This window comes from Nonomuraea sp. NPDC004580, from assembly GCF_040609855.1.
GTDB lineage: Bacteria > Actinomycetota > Actinomycetes > Streptosporangiales > Streptosporangiaceae > Nonomuraea > Nonomuraea salmonea.
This window is the reverse complement of record NZ_JBEXLH010000008.1, coordinates 60,316-73,575: the sequence shown is the minus strand read 5'-3', so window position 1 is coordinate 73,575 and position 13,260 is coordinate 60,316. Positions and strand designations below refer to the sequence as shown.

The following is a 13,260-nucleotide window of genomic DNA, read 5'->3' as shown; positions in this document are numbered from 1 at the left end:
ATCCTTGACTTGAGTCTTCCGCCTGCCGGCAGGGTCTGGCAGGCGGCGGCCGGGATCAGGTCCTTGGACTCGGGCCGGCCACTAAAGATCTTTCTAATGCCGAACGTCGTGGAGGAGCAGCGCTCCGTGACCTGAGGGGACGGCGTTATGACGCTCGTTCGTGCTGGTGAGCCTTCACCAGAGTGGTCCACACCTGGCGGGCGTCGGGGTAGCGGCCTCGGCCTGTCTCTTTGTAGCCGTTGTTGTCGGTGTGGCGCAGGACGAAGAACCGGCCGGCCTCGCAGCACCATTCGTACGCGCCGCAGCATGAGGTCTCGGTCACGCGGACCGGGCGGTCGCTGGACGGGACGTGCGGTTCCCACTGGTGCATGCGGCGTGCTTCGGGTTCATACGGCGAGGGCGACGCTCGTTCGCGCCGCCCTCGGGGATTGCGGGTGGGGTGTGGCCGGTCTCAGTCGGCGGCGGGGATGGCCTTCTCCCTGCGCAGGCGCAGCAGGGTCACGCCGTAGATGTAGGCGGGGTCGGAGGCGTAGTGGTCGAGGCGTACGTGCTGGACCCCGCCGGTGGCGCCCGGTGCTAACGACTCCAGGGCCTCACGCAGGAGCGTCGCGGCACGCTCCAGCTCGCCGGTGATGCCGCTCGCTCCCCGGCCGTCGTCGTCACAAGCCGTCCACGAGGAGAAACCCTCGATGTCGAAACGCACGACTACATCAGAGCCACGCGCGGTACCAACCCTGTAGAGGACACCGGGAGGCGACCGGTGATGTCCGCCCCCGTGTCCTCCCGTCCCCGCAGGAGCACAGGATGACCGGCATCCCAGAGACCCCCGCCTGGGCCACCCGCCTGCTCGCGGCCCGCAACACCCGCGGCTGGTCCCAGCGCGACCCGGCCCGCGAGCTGATCAAAGCCTCCGACAAGCCGCTGACCGAGCTGCCCAACCTCATCCGCCGCATCCGGGGCCACGAGACCGGCGACCACCGCCCGGACGCCTTCTACACCCAGCTCTACTGCAAGGCGTTCGGCCTCACCGAAGACCAGCTCTTCGGCACCGTCACCAAGCCCGTCCCCGCCATCGCCCTGCCCGCGCCGGCTCCCGACGCCGACCTGACGCCGGGCGGTGGTGCGAGCGGGCTGAGCCGCTCCAGCAGCAGCGCCGCCATCGACACCGAGTCGGCCAGTTCCACCGAGCGTTCCGGGTCCCGGTGGGGGTCGGCGAGCAGCGGCGGTCGCAGCTCCTGGGATTCCGTCGCTCGTGTCATCGCAGCTCCCTTCTGGTCCGGGGAACCGTGATCCCCTGCACGAGACGAGCAAGCTGGCCGATTTGTACCATGGTGCGAGCTTCGGCGTTGTCGTTTCGCCTGCCTTTAGGTTGTCTCGAAATGTGGCTTCCGGGTGCACCGGTCACCTCATGTGGCTATGATCCCGCCTAATTTCGATCTTCAGATGAAGGGGTTCTATGAAGCGGCAGATCATGCGCACAGCCGGCGTCGCAGCTCTGGTCCTGACCGGGGTCCTGGGGATCAGCCCCAGTGCGCAGGCCGACCGCTACGCGTGCAAGTACAGCCTCTGCGTGTACGAGCACGACAACTTCAAGGGAGACATGTGGGCCTTCACCATCAGCGGCAGGGAGTGTCAGACCATGGGCAGGCTGAGTGACCGGGTGAGCTCCATGAGGAACAACGTCAGCCGGGTGCGGTTCTACAACGCCTCCAACTGCGCCGGTTCCTACGGCTACACGGCCCAAGGCTGGTCGGAAGACGCTGACCTGACGAACAACGGCTTCGACAACAAGGCCAGCTCCATGAAGCCCGGCTGATCACAGCGTCCACCCCCGTACCCACCAGAGGAGTTCGCGTGTCGCTTCGGCTGCTGGGCTCGGTGGTGGTCCTCCTGGCCGCGGTGGCGGCCTGCGCCACCACGGAGGGAACGGAACCCGCGCCCCCGGTGCCGATGCCGGGGGCGGAAGCGCGCGAGCTCTCCGTGCCTTTCGACAGGTACAACTTCTCTCCGGCGGACATCATGATCCTGGAGGCCGCCGAGGACCTCCTGATCCGCGACTGCATGCGGCGGCGGGGCATGGAGTGGGAGGTGCTGCCACCGGTCGTGGCCGACGACGTCGAACCGCCCAACCGGCGCCGCTACGGCGTCGTGGAGGCAGAGGTCGCCGGCCTCTACGGGTTCCGCGTCGCCCCGGACCGCCCCTCCGTGGCCCGGCGCTCCGCCGCGCGGGAGACCCGCACGCGACGCCTGTCGACGGCGGCGCGGGAGGCGGCGTACGGCGAGACGGGCAGTTGCCTGGGGGAGGCGCGCGATCACCTCCAACGCGGGACGCCGCAGGTCGACGAGGCGTTGTTCAACCGGCTCATCACGGAGACGTTCGAGCAGTCCCAGCAGGACCCGGAGGTCGAGCGGGTCTTTCAGGCATGGAGTGCCTGCATGCGGGAGCACGGCCTGCGCTACGCCGATCCGCTCGCCGCGGTCGCCGACGAACGATGGACGGGCGACGGCGCCCCCACCCGAGAAGAGATCCGCGCGGCACAGGTGGATGTCCGGTGCAAGGCGGAGACGGCTCTCGTCTCCGTCTGGTCCGCTGTGGAGAAACGCATCCAGGACGGTGCCGTCCGCGCGCACGCCGCCGAGTTCCAGGCGCTGCGAACGGCCAAGGATCAGCAGCTCGCGGCCGCCCGTCGCGTCCTCTCCGCCCAGGACTGACACCCTGTGCCGCGCGGATGGCGGCTGAGCCGACGGGGCGACCCCCACAGAGATCCACCGGGCCGGCGTGATCAGCGGGGCAGCAGCGCGTGACGGGCGTCAGGAGCGGTCGTCGCCGATGACGAACCCGGTGTGGGTGTCCACGTCCACGGCCGAGGGGGCGAGCACGGCGCCGTCACCGCCCAGGGCGAGGTGCAACCGCCCGCTCGTCCAGCCGTCCGGCAGCTCGGCAGCCCGCCGTGGCCCGAGTTGTGGGAGTTGTTTCAGCGGGTGGTGCCGCCGGTGTTCGGCGCGTCCTGACAGACGGTGCACCACCGCTTCAGCGAGTGGAGCCCCGCCACGGTGTGGGTCAAGCTGTACCGGACTCTGCTAGACGAACTCGGCGCGCGAGGAGAGCTGGGCTGGTCGCGGTGTGCGATCGACTCCGTCAGCGTGCGAGCCGGCACCCCGGTCATCCTCTCCGGCGGTGCAGAGGACAGCACTGTACGGATCTGGAACCTGGACACCGGCAAACCCATCAAGAGGACCTTCAGCGAGGCCTTTTTCACGACCACCACAGACCTGGCAGCCGGAAAGCGCAGCGATGGCACGCCCGTCGCCATCTCCGCGAACACCGACTTTCCCCTGCCGGATAAAGACATACCGGACGGCAAGATCTGGGCGTACAACCTGAACACCGGAAAGCCGATCGGAAAGTCCATCAAGATTCCGGCCACCCAGGTCGCGGACCTGGCCGTGGGGCGACGCGGTGACGGTTCCTCCGCCATCGTCTACGGCGATGTCTCCGGCAACGTGTCCGTGTGGGATCTGGACACCCGAGCGGCAGCGGGAGAGCCCTTCGCCGCGCGTTCCGGCCCGATCCACGCTGTGGCGGCAGGCCGACGCAGTAACGGGACGCCTGTCGTGATCACTGGTGGGAGCGACGACACGATACGCATCTGGAGCCTGGGGCCTTAGCCGGCTCGCACATCGCTGGGCGTCCGCGGTCGAGATCCTGCAGTGTGACCTTGACTTGGCGTCAGGACATGCATGGGACGCCAAACCGATACGGAACGGTCCAATACTGTTCCATGATGATCAATAGGATCGTGCTGCGATATCTCACAACTCAGGAGGCGTCCCCGTGCGTAGCCGATCTCTGCTGACCGCCGCTCTGTTAGCCGCGTCCGTCGTCGCCGTCGCGCAGCCCGCGTACGCCGCCGCGCCCGCCGTACAGATCACCAAGATTTACTACGACTCGCCCGGATCGCCGGACAACGGCGGGAACAGCAGCCTCAACGGCGAGTACGTGCAGGTCAGGAACATGACGAAGAAGGCCGTCAACCTGCGTGGCTGGACCGTGCGCGATGCTACGCGGCGGCAGGATCACATCTACACGTTCGGGACGTTCACCCTGAAGCCCGGCAAGACGGTCGCCCTGCGCACCGGGAAGGGCAAGGACACCAGCACCACCCGCTACTGGGGCAGGAGCGGGGGGACGCTGGCGTACATCTGGAACCAGAGCAGCGACACCGCCTACCTGCGGAACGCGGCTGGGAAGCTGATCGACTCCTGCTCGTACAACTCTTCGCGGCACGACTACAAGGTCTGCTGACCGCGCATCGACGAGGCAGGGTCCGAACCGCGATCGTCGGCGGCGGAGACGCCGGACGGGCCGGTGACGTGTCCCGATGCCAAGGTCGATGATCATGTCACTACCGGCGCGTACGGAGGACCGTGAGGAGGATCACCAGCACGTAGGCGCCCACCACGAGCAGGGCCGCGCTCATCACCAGCAGGAACGGCGGGAGGAAGAAGGAGCCCACCGCGCAGATCGCGCCCAGGAGCATCAGGGCCCAGCCGCCCGCGCGCTGTGAGCGCTGCCAGGCCAGAGCCAGGGCGCCGTTGGGGCCGTCCGGCATGCGGGACGGGCTGACCTTCGGCAGGACGTTGCCCATGCCGATCAGCATGATCCCGATCGCCACCCCCACCGTGCGCTCCAGCGGGAACTCATGGCCGGCCGCCCTGGACAGCAGGCCGGCCTGGAGGGTGACCAGCAGCAGGGGCAGGACGACGAAGAGCACGTTCATCGATCGCGTCTGGGAGCGCGGCGAGGCGACGAGCCGGGGGTCGACGTAGTGGCGCATGCGGCCGCCGATGACCGTCGAGACGGCCATGATCGCGCCGACCACGACCAGCGCGCCGGGCAGGGCGAAGGCCATGACGACGCGCGGCACGGTGACGCCGGAGCGGGTCTCGGTGGCCTCGCGGGTGACGATGCTCTCCGGGAGGGAGTCCCACAGCGTCCAGGCGATGGCGATCATGACGAGGAAGCCCACGGCGGAGACCACGATGCCCGTCCACGGCGGGCGTGCCGCAGTGGGATCCGCGGGCTCTTGGTTCTGGACGTGAGTCCGGTCCATGCGGCCTCCTCCGCTCGACGTGACATTTCAGAACGTAGATCCACCGCACCCGGCCGCGGTATCCGTCGTGCGGCATGAGGAGGTCATGTCGAACGGCCGGGTGGCCATGACCGAAGTCATGGAGCGGCCATTTGTCGCCGTTATTACTTTTTCATTCTTTCGCGACGCATCAAAATAGCCTTTTTTCTCGGCTTTTTCTCCGGGCCGCTGACACGCTCCGTGTTCGGGCCCGTTCAAACCATCGACGATAACGCCCTCGACAGCATATGGCCAGGCGTCGGCCTGAAATGCCAGAGGACTTTCACGGAGCGTGACTTTCCACATCCCTGACGCGTCTCGCTCCAGCCCGACCGACAGGCTCCCGGCGGGTTCGCACGGCCGCCCGTGATCACACTCGGTAATTGGACAAGCCTTCCGGCTTGCTTATCGTTTTGAGCCGTACCCCGGAACATCGGTGCGGGAGGCGCTGGGATGAAACTGCAGTACTTCGAATACTGTTTCGCCGACCGGCTCTTCTATGAGGAGCCGGCCAAGTGGGAGACCGCGCAGAAAGGTTACCGGCAGGCGGAGAGCCCGGCCCCCGACGGCTGGATCACCCTCCGCAAAGGCCCCTGGTACAACTACATGTGCGAATCGTCGACGTTTCCCGCACAGGGCTGGAAAATTCATGTTTCGGCGACTCGCGAAACTGCGCAGCAGGTGCTCGACATCACCGCCGCTTACTGTATCGAGCAGAAGATCTCGTTCAAGTTCCTGACCAGCGAGGCGGCGTTCATCGGCCGCAACCTGAAGTACGCCGACCGCGGCGGCAGCGGGAAGTTCATCACCATCTACCCGGCCGACGACGTCCAGTTGGAGAAGATCCTCGACGACCTGGACCCGAAGCTGCAGAGGTTCGGCGGGCCGTACATCCTGAGTGACCTGCGCTGGAAGGACGGGCCGCTCTACCTGCGCTACGGCGGGTTCGTCGAGCGGTTCACCCGCAACGACCTCGGCGAGCCAGCCATGGCCATCGAGACGCCCGACGGAGAGCTGGTGGTCGACAAGCGCGACCCGGTCTTCCACGTGCCCGACTGGGTCGAGCCCCCGCCATTCCTGCACCCGTTCCTGGAGGACCGCAAGAATGGCGAGCCGCCGACCGACTTCCCGTACGAGATCGATGCCGCCCTGCATTTCTCGAACGGCGGCGGAATCTACACCGCGGTCGAGAAGGCCACCGGCAGGAAGGTGGTGCTCAAGGAGGCCCGCCCGGGCGCCGGCCTCGACCAGGTCGGCCGCGACGCGGTGAGCCGGCTCAAGCGGGAGTACGAGTTCCTCAAGCAGCTCGCCGACGTGGAGGCGGTCGTCGACTGCTACGACTACTTCGAGCTCTGGGAGCACCACTTCCTGGTGCAGGAGCTGGTCGACGGCGTCACGCTCAACAAGCGCATGGTGCAGCGGACCCCGCTCATCAAGGCGAACGTCACCGACGAGGAGCTGCGCGAGTTCACCGAATGGGCGGTGGACATGGCGGACCAGCTCGAAGAGGTGGTGGCGACGCTGCACGAGCGCGGTATCGCCTTCGGTGACCTGCACCCGAACAACATCATGATCACCGAGGACGGCCGGGTGCGGCTGGTCGACTTCGAGCTGGCCACCTACGTGGACCAGGAGCAGCGCATCGGCATGGGCGCGCCGGGCTTCGTGCCGCCGGACAAGCGCGAGGCGCTCTCCGCCGACCGGTACGCGCTGGGCTGCCTCAAGATCGCCCCCTTCGTCCCGCTCACCATCCTGTTCACCCTCGACACCACGCGGGCCCGCGCGCTGGTCGACTTCGTCGAGAGCCGGTTCCCCGTGCCCGCGGGCTGGGGCGAGCGCGTGCTCGAACTGCTCGACCTCGGCCCGTCCGACTGGGCGGGGACCGAGGAGCAGATGGCCCACACCAGCGCCCTCATCGGTGGGCACGACGGCGCGGAGCGCGACTGGCCGGCCATCGAGGCGTCGATCGCCCGTGCCCTGTGGGCCAGCGCCACCCCCGACCGCGAGGACCGGCTCTTCCCCGGCGACGTCGAGCAGTTCAAGCTCGACGGCTACGGCTTCGCCTACGGCGCCGCAGGCGTCCTGTACGCGATGGCGAAGTCCGGCCACGGCCGGAACGAGGAGCACGAGCAGTGGCTGCTCGACCGGGTGCGCAACCACAAGGGCCTGCACCGCATCGGCTTCTACGACGGCCTGCACGGCATCGCGTACGCGTTCGAGGAGATCGGCCGCAGGGACGCCGCGCTGGAGGTCCTCGACCTGATCGACGAGGCCGGCCGGGTGACGCTCGCCGATGAGCTGCTCAGCGGGCTCAGCGGGGTTGCGCTCAACCAGCTCTACTTCGCCACCAAGCTGGACGATCAGGGCCTGCGGGACGCGGCGCTGAAGAACGCTCAGGAGTTGGCGGACCGGCTGACGAACCAGCCGCCTATGGCCCAGGGCGAGGACGGCAGGCACCGCAGGGCGGGACTGATGCACGGCGCCTCGGGCCAGGCCCTGCTGTTCGTTCGGCTCTTCGAGGACACCGGCGACTCGGCCTTCCTCGACCTCGCCGAGCGCGCCATCGGCTACGAGCTGGACTGCTGCACGCTCTTCGAGGACAACGACGTCCTGTACGTCAACGAGGGCTGGCGGACCATGCCGTACATCGGCGTGGGCTCGACCGGCATCGGGCTGGCGCTGAGCGAGCTGCTGCGGCACCGGCGTACCGACGAGCTGTCGGTGGCCATGGACCGGCTGCGCCGCGCCGCGCACGCGGAGTTCCACATCTGCCCGATGGTGTTCTACGGCACGGCCGGCCAGATGGGCTTCCTCCACCACATCCGCCGGCTCTACCAGGACACCGACCGCATCGACGAGCTGATCGCGACCAAGCGCGACCGCCTGCGCCTGCACATGGTGGGGCTCAAGGGCGAGATCGCCTTCCCCGGCGACCAGCTCATGCGGCTGTCCATGGACTTCGCCACGGGAAGCGCCGGCGTCCTGCACGCCCTGGCCACCCTGCGTGACCCGGGCCTGCCCCTGCTTCCCTTCCTCCACCCCTTCTCCAGCCGCGAGACCGGCTGAGAGACGAAGACCGGCCCCAACCGGCGGAAGGCCGTACGGCCTTCTGATCCGCCCCGCATATCACCAGAAAGGAAACACCACCATGTCGTTCCTCCTCGACCTGCAGAGCCGCACCGTCGCGGCCGACCGGGCCAACGGCGACTACGAGCCGCTGGGTCCCAGCTCCCTCAGCCCGTCGCTGTGCGTCAGCGGCTGGACCCTCGTCGGCTGCTGACTCTCACCCCGAAAGGAGAAAGCCGATATGTCGTACATCCTGAACCTCCAGGGCATCCGCGCCGAGCAGAGCACCGACCGCGGCATGGCCCAGCCGAGCTCGGCGAGCCTGTCCCTCTGCTTCAGCAACGCCAGCTGGGCCTTTTGCTGAGCCCGTGCCGACCACCTAAGGAGACATCGCCATGGGTTACGTGCTCAACCTCCAGGAGATGACGCGGAACGGCGCCCCCGCCGACGACGCCGCGCTCTCGATCAGCACCAACAGCTGGTTCGCCTGCCTGAGCAGCGCCAGCCAGATCTTCTGCATCACCACCTGATCCCGGCAGACCACTCACAGAAGCGGAGAAAACCATCATGAGCTTCGTTCTCGACCTCCAGGTGAAGAGCGTCAGCGAGGGCAGGGCCGCGGACGGCCCCGAGCCGCAGAGCCTCAGCTTCTTCAGCCCCGTCACCTGCTTCAGCACCACCAGCGTCGTCCTCTGCTAGTCCCCCTCCCCGAAGAACGATCGAAAGGAAACGACCATGGGTTACGTCCTCAACCTCCAGGGCCGCAGCGGAGCCGCCGCCGCGGGCGAAGGGCCGGACTCCATCATCAGCAGCGCCAGCGCCACCGTCGCCTGCGCCGGCAGCACGCTGAGCTACTCGATCTGCGCCACCCTGAGCACCTTCAGCGCGGCCATCTGCATGTGACGTCCGCATGACCCGGCCGGGGTGCCCGCACCGCACCCCGGCCGTCCCCTTTCCCGACCACGGAGGCCCCACGCATGACCTGGACAGACGCGGACCGCCTTCTCGCGCGTACGGTGCGGTCCGGCTGGGCCTGGAACGCCGCGCTCCTCACCCTGAACCTCTGCCGCTCCGCCGCAGCCATCGCCCTGCCCGCCCTGGTCGCCGCGGCCATCGACGAACGGCTCACCGGCTCAGGTGACACCGCGCTCCTGCTGCTGACGGCCCTGGTGGGCCTGCTGCTCCTGACGGAGGTGGCGAACCAGGTCATCGCCACCTGGTGCGTGAACTCGCTCGTCCTCGACCTTCGCCGCCGCTTCCTCACGCACGTGCTGCGGCTCGGGGTCAGGGACCGCGGCAGGTTCGCCGGCGGTGACCTGACCAGCAGGCTGCTGACGAACATCACGGAGGCGGCGTCCGTCGTGCCGCTGTTCACCGTGTGGGCGTCCTCGCTGCTGGTGTCGGGGGGTGCGCTGGTCGCGCTGTGCCTGATCGACCTGCGGCTGGCGGTCGCCTTCCTCGTCGGCGCTCCCCTGGCGACGCTCATGATCCGCGCGTTCGTCGGCCGGATCTCGCCGCTGCTGACCACGTACCTGGCCATCCAGGGCCGGATCTCGGGACGCCTGGTCGAGGTGCTGACCGGCATCCGCACCGTACGCGCGGCCGGTACCGAGCGCCAGGAGATCGATCGCGTCCTGTCCGAGCTGCCGGGCCTGCACGAGGCCGGGCGCGACTCATGGAACCTCCAGGGCCGGCTCAACCTGCGCGCCGCGCTGCTGATGCCGCTGATCCAGGTCGCGGTGCTCGCCACCGCCGGGTACGCGCTGGTGGGCGGCGACATCACGCCGGGCCGGCTCACGGCCGCGGCCGGCTACGCGGGGATGGCGCTCGGCCTGCTGAGCCAGGCCAACATGTTCATGGCGCTGGCCCAGGCGCGGGCGGGCGCCCGCCGGGTGCAGGAGGTGCTGTCCGTCCCGGTGACCGGGCACGGTGACCGTACGCTGCCCGCCGGGCCAGGCGAGCTCGTCTTCGAGCGGGTCACGGTCGTGGGCCCGGACGGGCCGGTGCTCGACCGGGTCGACCTGCGGGTGCCGGGCGGCGGCACGATCGCGGTGGTGGGCGCGTCCGGCTCGGGCAAGTCCACGCTGGCGTCCGTCGCGGGCCGGCTCATCGACCCGGACGAGGGCCGCGTGCTCCTGGACGGCGTGCCGCTGCGCGAGCTGTCCGCCGGCGCGCTCGCCTCCGCCGTCGGCTGGGCCTTCGAACGGCCTTCCTACCTGGCCGGTACGTTCGCCGAGGCCATCCGCTTCGGCGCCGCCCCCGACAGGATCCGCGAGGCCGCCCTGGCCGCGCAGGCGGAGCTGTTCATCAGCCGCCTGCCCGACGGCTACCTGACCCCGTGCGCGAGCACCCCGCTGTCGGGCGGCGAGCAGCAGCGGCTCGGCCTGGCCCGCGGCCTGGCGCACCAGGGCCGGCTGCTCATCATGGACGACGCCCTGTCCAGCGTGGACAGCGTCACCGAGCTGCGCATCTGCCAGGCCGTCGCCGCGCGTACGGACCTCACCAGGCTCCTCGTCACCCACAAGCTCTCGGTGGCCGCGCGTGCCGACCTGGTGGCCTGGCTCGACCAGGGGAGGATCCGCGCGCTCGCGCCCCACGAGGAGTTGTGGCGCGTCGCCGACTACCGCCGGCTGTTCCAGCCCGGCCCTGAAGACCACCATCGCGAGGAACGGGAGCTGAGCCGTGCCTGACGAGAACGTCGTGAGCTGGCGGCTGATCCGCCGCTCGCTGCTGCGCCGCCGCCGGTCGCTGATCGTCCTGGCCGGCTGGTCGGTGCTGGAGGCCGTGCCGGCCATGACCACCGGCGTGCTGATGGCCAGGGCCATCGACGAGGGGTTCCTGCGGGGCTCGGTGTCCGCGGGGCTGTGGTGGCTGAGCGGCATGCTCCTCGCGTACGCGATCGGCGCCGTGGCCTCGCGCTTCACCTCCCCCGTCGTCGGTGCGATCGTCGAGCCGCTCCGCGACGACCTGCTGCGGGCCGTGGTCACCGGCGTCGTGCGCGGGGACGGCGTGGACGACGCGGCGGTCTCGCGGGCCACGAGCCAGGTCGAGTCCGTACGCAAGGCCGTCTCGTCGCTGCTCAACGGGTTGCGGCGGTTCGTGCTCACCGTCGTCGCGGCCGTCGCGGGGCTGAGCGCGCTCGCCCCCGAGATCGTCTGGCTGACCCTGCCGCCAGTGCTCGTGGCGGCGCTGCTGTTCGCCGGGCTGCTGCGGCAGCTCGTCAACCGCCAGCGCGCGGCGATCGCCGCGAACGAGCGCGTCGCAGGTGAGGTGGGCGGCGCGCTGGCCGGGCACCGCGACATCGCGGCGTTCGGCCGCCAGGACGCCGTCGTCGGCGCCGTCACCACCGCGATGGCCGGCGAGCGCAGCGCGCAGCAGCGCCTGGCCCACGCCACCGCGACGCGCAGCGTGATCACCACGCTCGGCGGGCAGCTGCCGCTGCTGTGCCTGCTGTTCGCCGCGCCGTGGCTGGTGAGCAACGGGACGACCGTGGGCGTGCTGGTCGGCGCGGCGACCTACCTGAGCACGCACCTGGAGCCCGCCATGCGGATGCTCACCGAGGTCATCGGCGGCGCGGGCCTGCAGCTGGCGGTCACGGTCCGCAGGCTCGCCGAGGCCGGCGCGGCCCGCAGGGAGCTCTCCGGCGACCCGGCGACGGTGCTGCACGGCACGGACATCACGGTCGAGAACCTCACCTTCTCCTACGGCACGCAGGTGGAGCCGGTCCTGCGCGACCTGTCCTTCACCGTCGAAGCGGACGGCCACCTGGCCATCGTCGGCCCCAGCGGGATCGGCAAGTCGACGCTGGCCATGCTGCTGGCCGGCCTCGCCGTGCCGGACGGCGGCCGGATCAGGGTCGGCGGGACGGCGCCCGACCGGCTGCCGTCCGACCGGCGCAGGGAGCACATCGTGCTGGTGCCGCAGGAGTCGTACGTCTTCTCCGGGACGGTCGAGGAGAACCTGCGCTACCTCGCTCCTGATGCGAGCGAGGAGGAGCTCGATCACGCCGTACGCGAGGTCGGCGCGCACGTCCTGGTGACGGGGCTCGGCGGGCGGGCGGCGCCGGTGGACCCGGCCCGCCTGTCGGCAGGGGGGAAGCAGCTGATCGCCCTGGCCAGGGCCTACGTGAGCCGCGCCCGCGTGGTCATACTCGACGAGGCGAGCTGCCACCTCGACCCGGTCGCCGAGGCCCGCGCCGAGCTGGCCTTCCGCGCCCGGCCAGGCACGCTCATCGTGATCGCGCACCGGGCGTCGTCGGCGCTGCGCGCGGACCGGATCCTGCTGCTCGACGGCACCCGCGCCTGCTTCGGCGACCACCGGGGGCTGCTGGGCTCCTCACACCTCTACGCCGAGCTGGTCGGCGGCTGACCGGCCTGCTGGGGCGGGTTCTGGTGGGGCGGGTTCTGCGACACCCAGACCGCGAGCTGGGTGCGGTCGCGCAGCCCCAGCTTGCGCAGGCAGTTGGAGATGTGGTTCTTGGTGGTGCCCTCGGTGATGTACAGGCTTCGCGCGATCTCCCTGTTGGAGGCGCCCGAGCCGACCAGCATGGCGATCTCGTACTCGCGGTCGGACAGGCCGCAGGGCGGCTCGGCCGGCGGCTCCGGCTCGGGATCGGGCTGGGGGTCCGGCTGGTGCGCGCCGTCGCGGAAGGCCGCCACCAGGCGCTCCGTCGCGGTGCCGCCGAGCACGGTCTCGCCGCGCGCCACCCGCCTGATCGCCGTCACCAGCTCGTCGGGCGGGATGTCCTTCAGCAGGTAGCCCTTGGCGCCCGCGCGCAGCCCGCCGAAGATGTAGTCGTCGTCGTCGAACGTCGTCAGGATCACCGAGGCGATCCGCGGAAAGTCCGTACGCAACCGCTCGACCAGCTCGACGCCGTCCATGACGGGCATGCGGGCGTCCACGAGCGCCACATGGGGATGCTCGGCCGGCGGGGTGTCCGCCAGCAGGGCGAGGGTGTCGGCGCCGTTGCCGGTGGAGCCGGCGATCTCGATGCCAGGCTCGATCTCCAGCAGTTTGCGCAGGCCCTCACGCATCAAGATCTGGTCGTCGACCAGCATGACCC

17 protein-coding genes and 1 pseudogene are annotated in these 13,260 nt (G+C 69.7%); 13 read left to right on the top strand and 5 right to left on the bottom strand.

Translation table 11 applies throughout. The features are described 5' to 3' along the window. Nucleotides 1-145 precede the first annotated feature (145 nt). Nucleotides 146-370 (bottom strand): hypothetical protein, encoded by a 225-nt coding sequence (locus ABZW11_RS11705; protein ID WP_355415323.1) that lies wholly within the window; start codon nt 368-370, stop codon nt 146-148. Nucleotides 371-451: 81 nt separating this feature from the next. Then, nucleotides 452-703, bottom strand: coding sequence for a hypothetical protein (locus ABZW11_RS11700; RefSeq protein ID WP_355415321.1), 252 nt, complete (start codon nt 701-703; stop codon nt 452-454). A gap of 101 nt (nt 704-804) precedes the next feature. On the opposite strand from ABZW11_RS11700, the gene ABZW11_RS11695 reads away from it, so the two are divergent. The 3 genes from ABZW11_RS11695 to ABZW11_RS11685 all read left to right on the top strand — a co-directional run bounded on the left by ABZW11_RS11695 (nt 805) and on the right by ABZW11_RS11685 (nt 2,712). Next, the gene (locus ABZW11_RS11695; protein ID WP_355415319.1) at nt 805-1,290 is read left to right on the top strand and encodes a helix-turn-helix transcriptional regulator; all 486 of its coding nucleotides are present in this window, start codon (nt 805-807) and stop codon (nt 1,288-1,290) included. 166 nt (nt 1,291-1,456) lie between these two features. Beyond that, a complete protein-coding gene (locus ABZW11_RS11690; protein WP_355415317.1) occupies nt 1,457-1,816 on the top strand; it encodes a peptidase inhibitor family I36 protein in 360 nt (119 codons plus the stop codon). Between the two features lie 38 nt (nt 1,817-1,854). Beyond that, a complete protein-coding gene (locus ABZW11_RS11685) occupies nt 1,855-2,712 on the top strand; it encodes a hypothetical protein (protein WP_355415315.1) in 858 nt (285 codons plus the stop codon). A gap of 99 nt (nt 2,713-2,811) precedes the next feature. On the opposite strand, the gene ABZW11_RS11680 is transcribed toward ABZW11_RS11685, so the two are convergent. Next, nucleotides 2,812-3,027: a hypothetical protein gene (locus ABZW11_RS11680; RefSeq protein ID WP_355415313.1), complete on the bottom strand. Its 216-nt coding sequence runs from the start codon at nt 3,025-3,027 to the stop codon at nt 2,812-2,814. On the opposite strand from ABZW11_RS11680, the pseudogene ABZW11_RS11675 reads away from it, so the two are divergent. Continuing rightward, nucleotides 3,028-3,153: pseudogene (locus ABZW11_RS11675) on the top strand (IS5/IS1182 family transposase); the annotation flags it as partial. It lies immediately after the preceding gene. 682 nt (nt 3,154-3,835) lie between these two features. Continuing rightward, the gene (locus ABZW11_RS11670; protein ID WP_355415311.1) at nt 3,836-4,306 is read left to right on the top strand and encodes a lamin tail domain-containing protein; all 471 of its coding nucleotides are present in this window, start codon (nt 3,836-3,838) and stop codon (nt 4,304-4,306) included. A 100-nt stretch (nt 4,307-4,406) separates the two neighbouring features. Here ABZW11_RS11670 and ABZW11_RS11665 read toward each other — a convergent pair whose 3' ends face one another. After that, nucleotides 4,407-5,114 (bottom strand): hypothetical protein, encoded by a 708-nt coding sequence (locus ABZW11_RS11665; protein WP_355415309.1) that lies wholly within the window; start codon nt 5,112-5,114, stop codon nt 4,407-4,409. 471 nt (nt 5,115-5,585) lie between these two features. Here ABZW11_RS11665 and lanKC point away from each other — a divergent pair, with 471 nt between their 5' ends. The 8 genes from lanKC (at nt 5,586) to ABZW11_RS11625 (ending at nt 12,566) form a co-directional block, all read left to right on the top strand. After that, the gene (lanKC, locus tag ABZW11_RS11660) at nt 5,586-8,198 is read left to right on the top strand and encodes a class III lanthionine synthetase LanKC (RefSeq protein WP_355415307.1); all 2,613 of its coding nucleotides are present in this window, start codon (nt 5,586-5,588) and stop codon (nt 8,196-8,198) included. Between the two features lie 82 nt (nt 8,199-8,280). Beyond that, on the top strand, nt 8,281-8,412 hold the full coding sequence (locus ABZW11_RS11655) for a hypothetical protein (RefSeq protein WP_355415305.1): 132 nt from the start codon (nt 8,281-8,283) through the stop codon (nt 8,410-8,412). A gap of 27 nt (nt 8,413-8,439) precedes the next feature. Next, a complete protein-coding gene (locus ABZW11_RS11650) occupies nt 8,440-8,562 on the top strand; it encodes a SapB/AmfS family lanthipeptide (protein ID WP_355415303.1) in 123 nt (40 codons plus the stop codon). Nucleotides 8,563-8,593: 31 nt separating this feature from the next. Further along, the gene (locus ABZW11_RS11645) at nt 8,594-8,728 is read left to right on the top strand and encodes a hypothetical protein (RefSeq protein WP_355415301.1); all 135 of its coding nucleotides are present in this window, start codon (nt 8,594-8,596) and stop codon (nt 8,726-8,728) included. A 37-nt stretch (nt 8,729-8,765) separates the two neighbouring features. Further along, nucleotides 8,766-8,897 carry a hypothetical protein gene (locus tag ABZW11_RS11640; protein ID WP_345393909.1) on the top strand — a complete coding sequence of 44 codons (132 nt, stop codon included), beginning with the start codon at nt 8,766-8,768 and terminating at the stop codon, nt 8,895-8,897. A gap of 36 nt (nt 8,898-8,933) precedes the next feature. Continuing rightward, nucleotides 8,934-9,101: a hypothetical protein gene (locus ABZW11_RS11635; protein WP_355415299.1), complete on the top strand. Its 168-nt coding sequence runs from the start codon at nt 8,934-8,936 to the stop codon at nt 9,099-9,101. Between the two features lie 74 nt (nt 9,102-9,175). After that, a complete protein-coding gene (locus ABZW11_RS11630) occupies nt 9,176-10,888 on the top strand; it encodes an ABC transporter ATP-binding protein (RefSeq protein ID WP_355415297.1) in 1,713 nt (570 codons plus the stop codon). Continuing rightward, nucleotides 10,881-12,566, top strand: a complete 1,686-nt coding sequence (locus ABZW11_RS11625; protein WP_355415295.1) for an ABC transporter ATP-binding protein — start codon at nt 10,881-10,883, stop codon at nt 12,564-12,566. Before ABZW11_RS11630 ends, ABZW11_RS11625 begins: the two co-directional genes overlap by 8 nt. On the opposite strand, the gene ABZW11_RS11620 is transcribed toward ABZW11_RS11625, so the two are convergent. Continuing rightward, nucleotides 12,542-13,255 carry a response regulator transcription factor gene (locus ABZW11_RS11620; protein WP_355415539.1) on the bottom strand — a complete coding sequence of 238 codons (714 nt, stop codon included), beginning with the start codon at nt 13,253-13,255 and terminating at the stop codon, nt 12,542-12,544. The genes ABZW11_RS11625 and ABZW11_RS11620 overlap by 25 nt on opposite strands. Between the last annotated feature and the right edge of the window lie 5 nt (nt 13,256-13,260).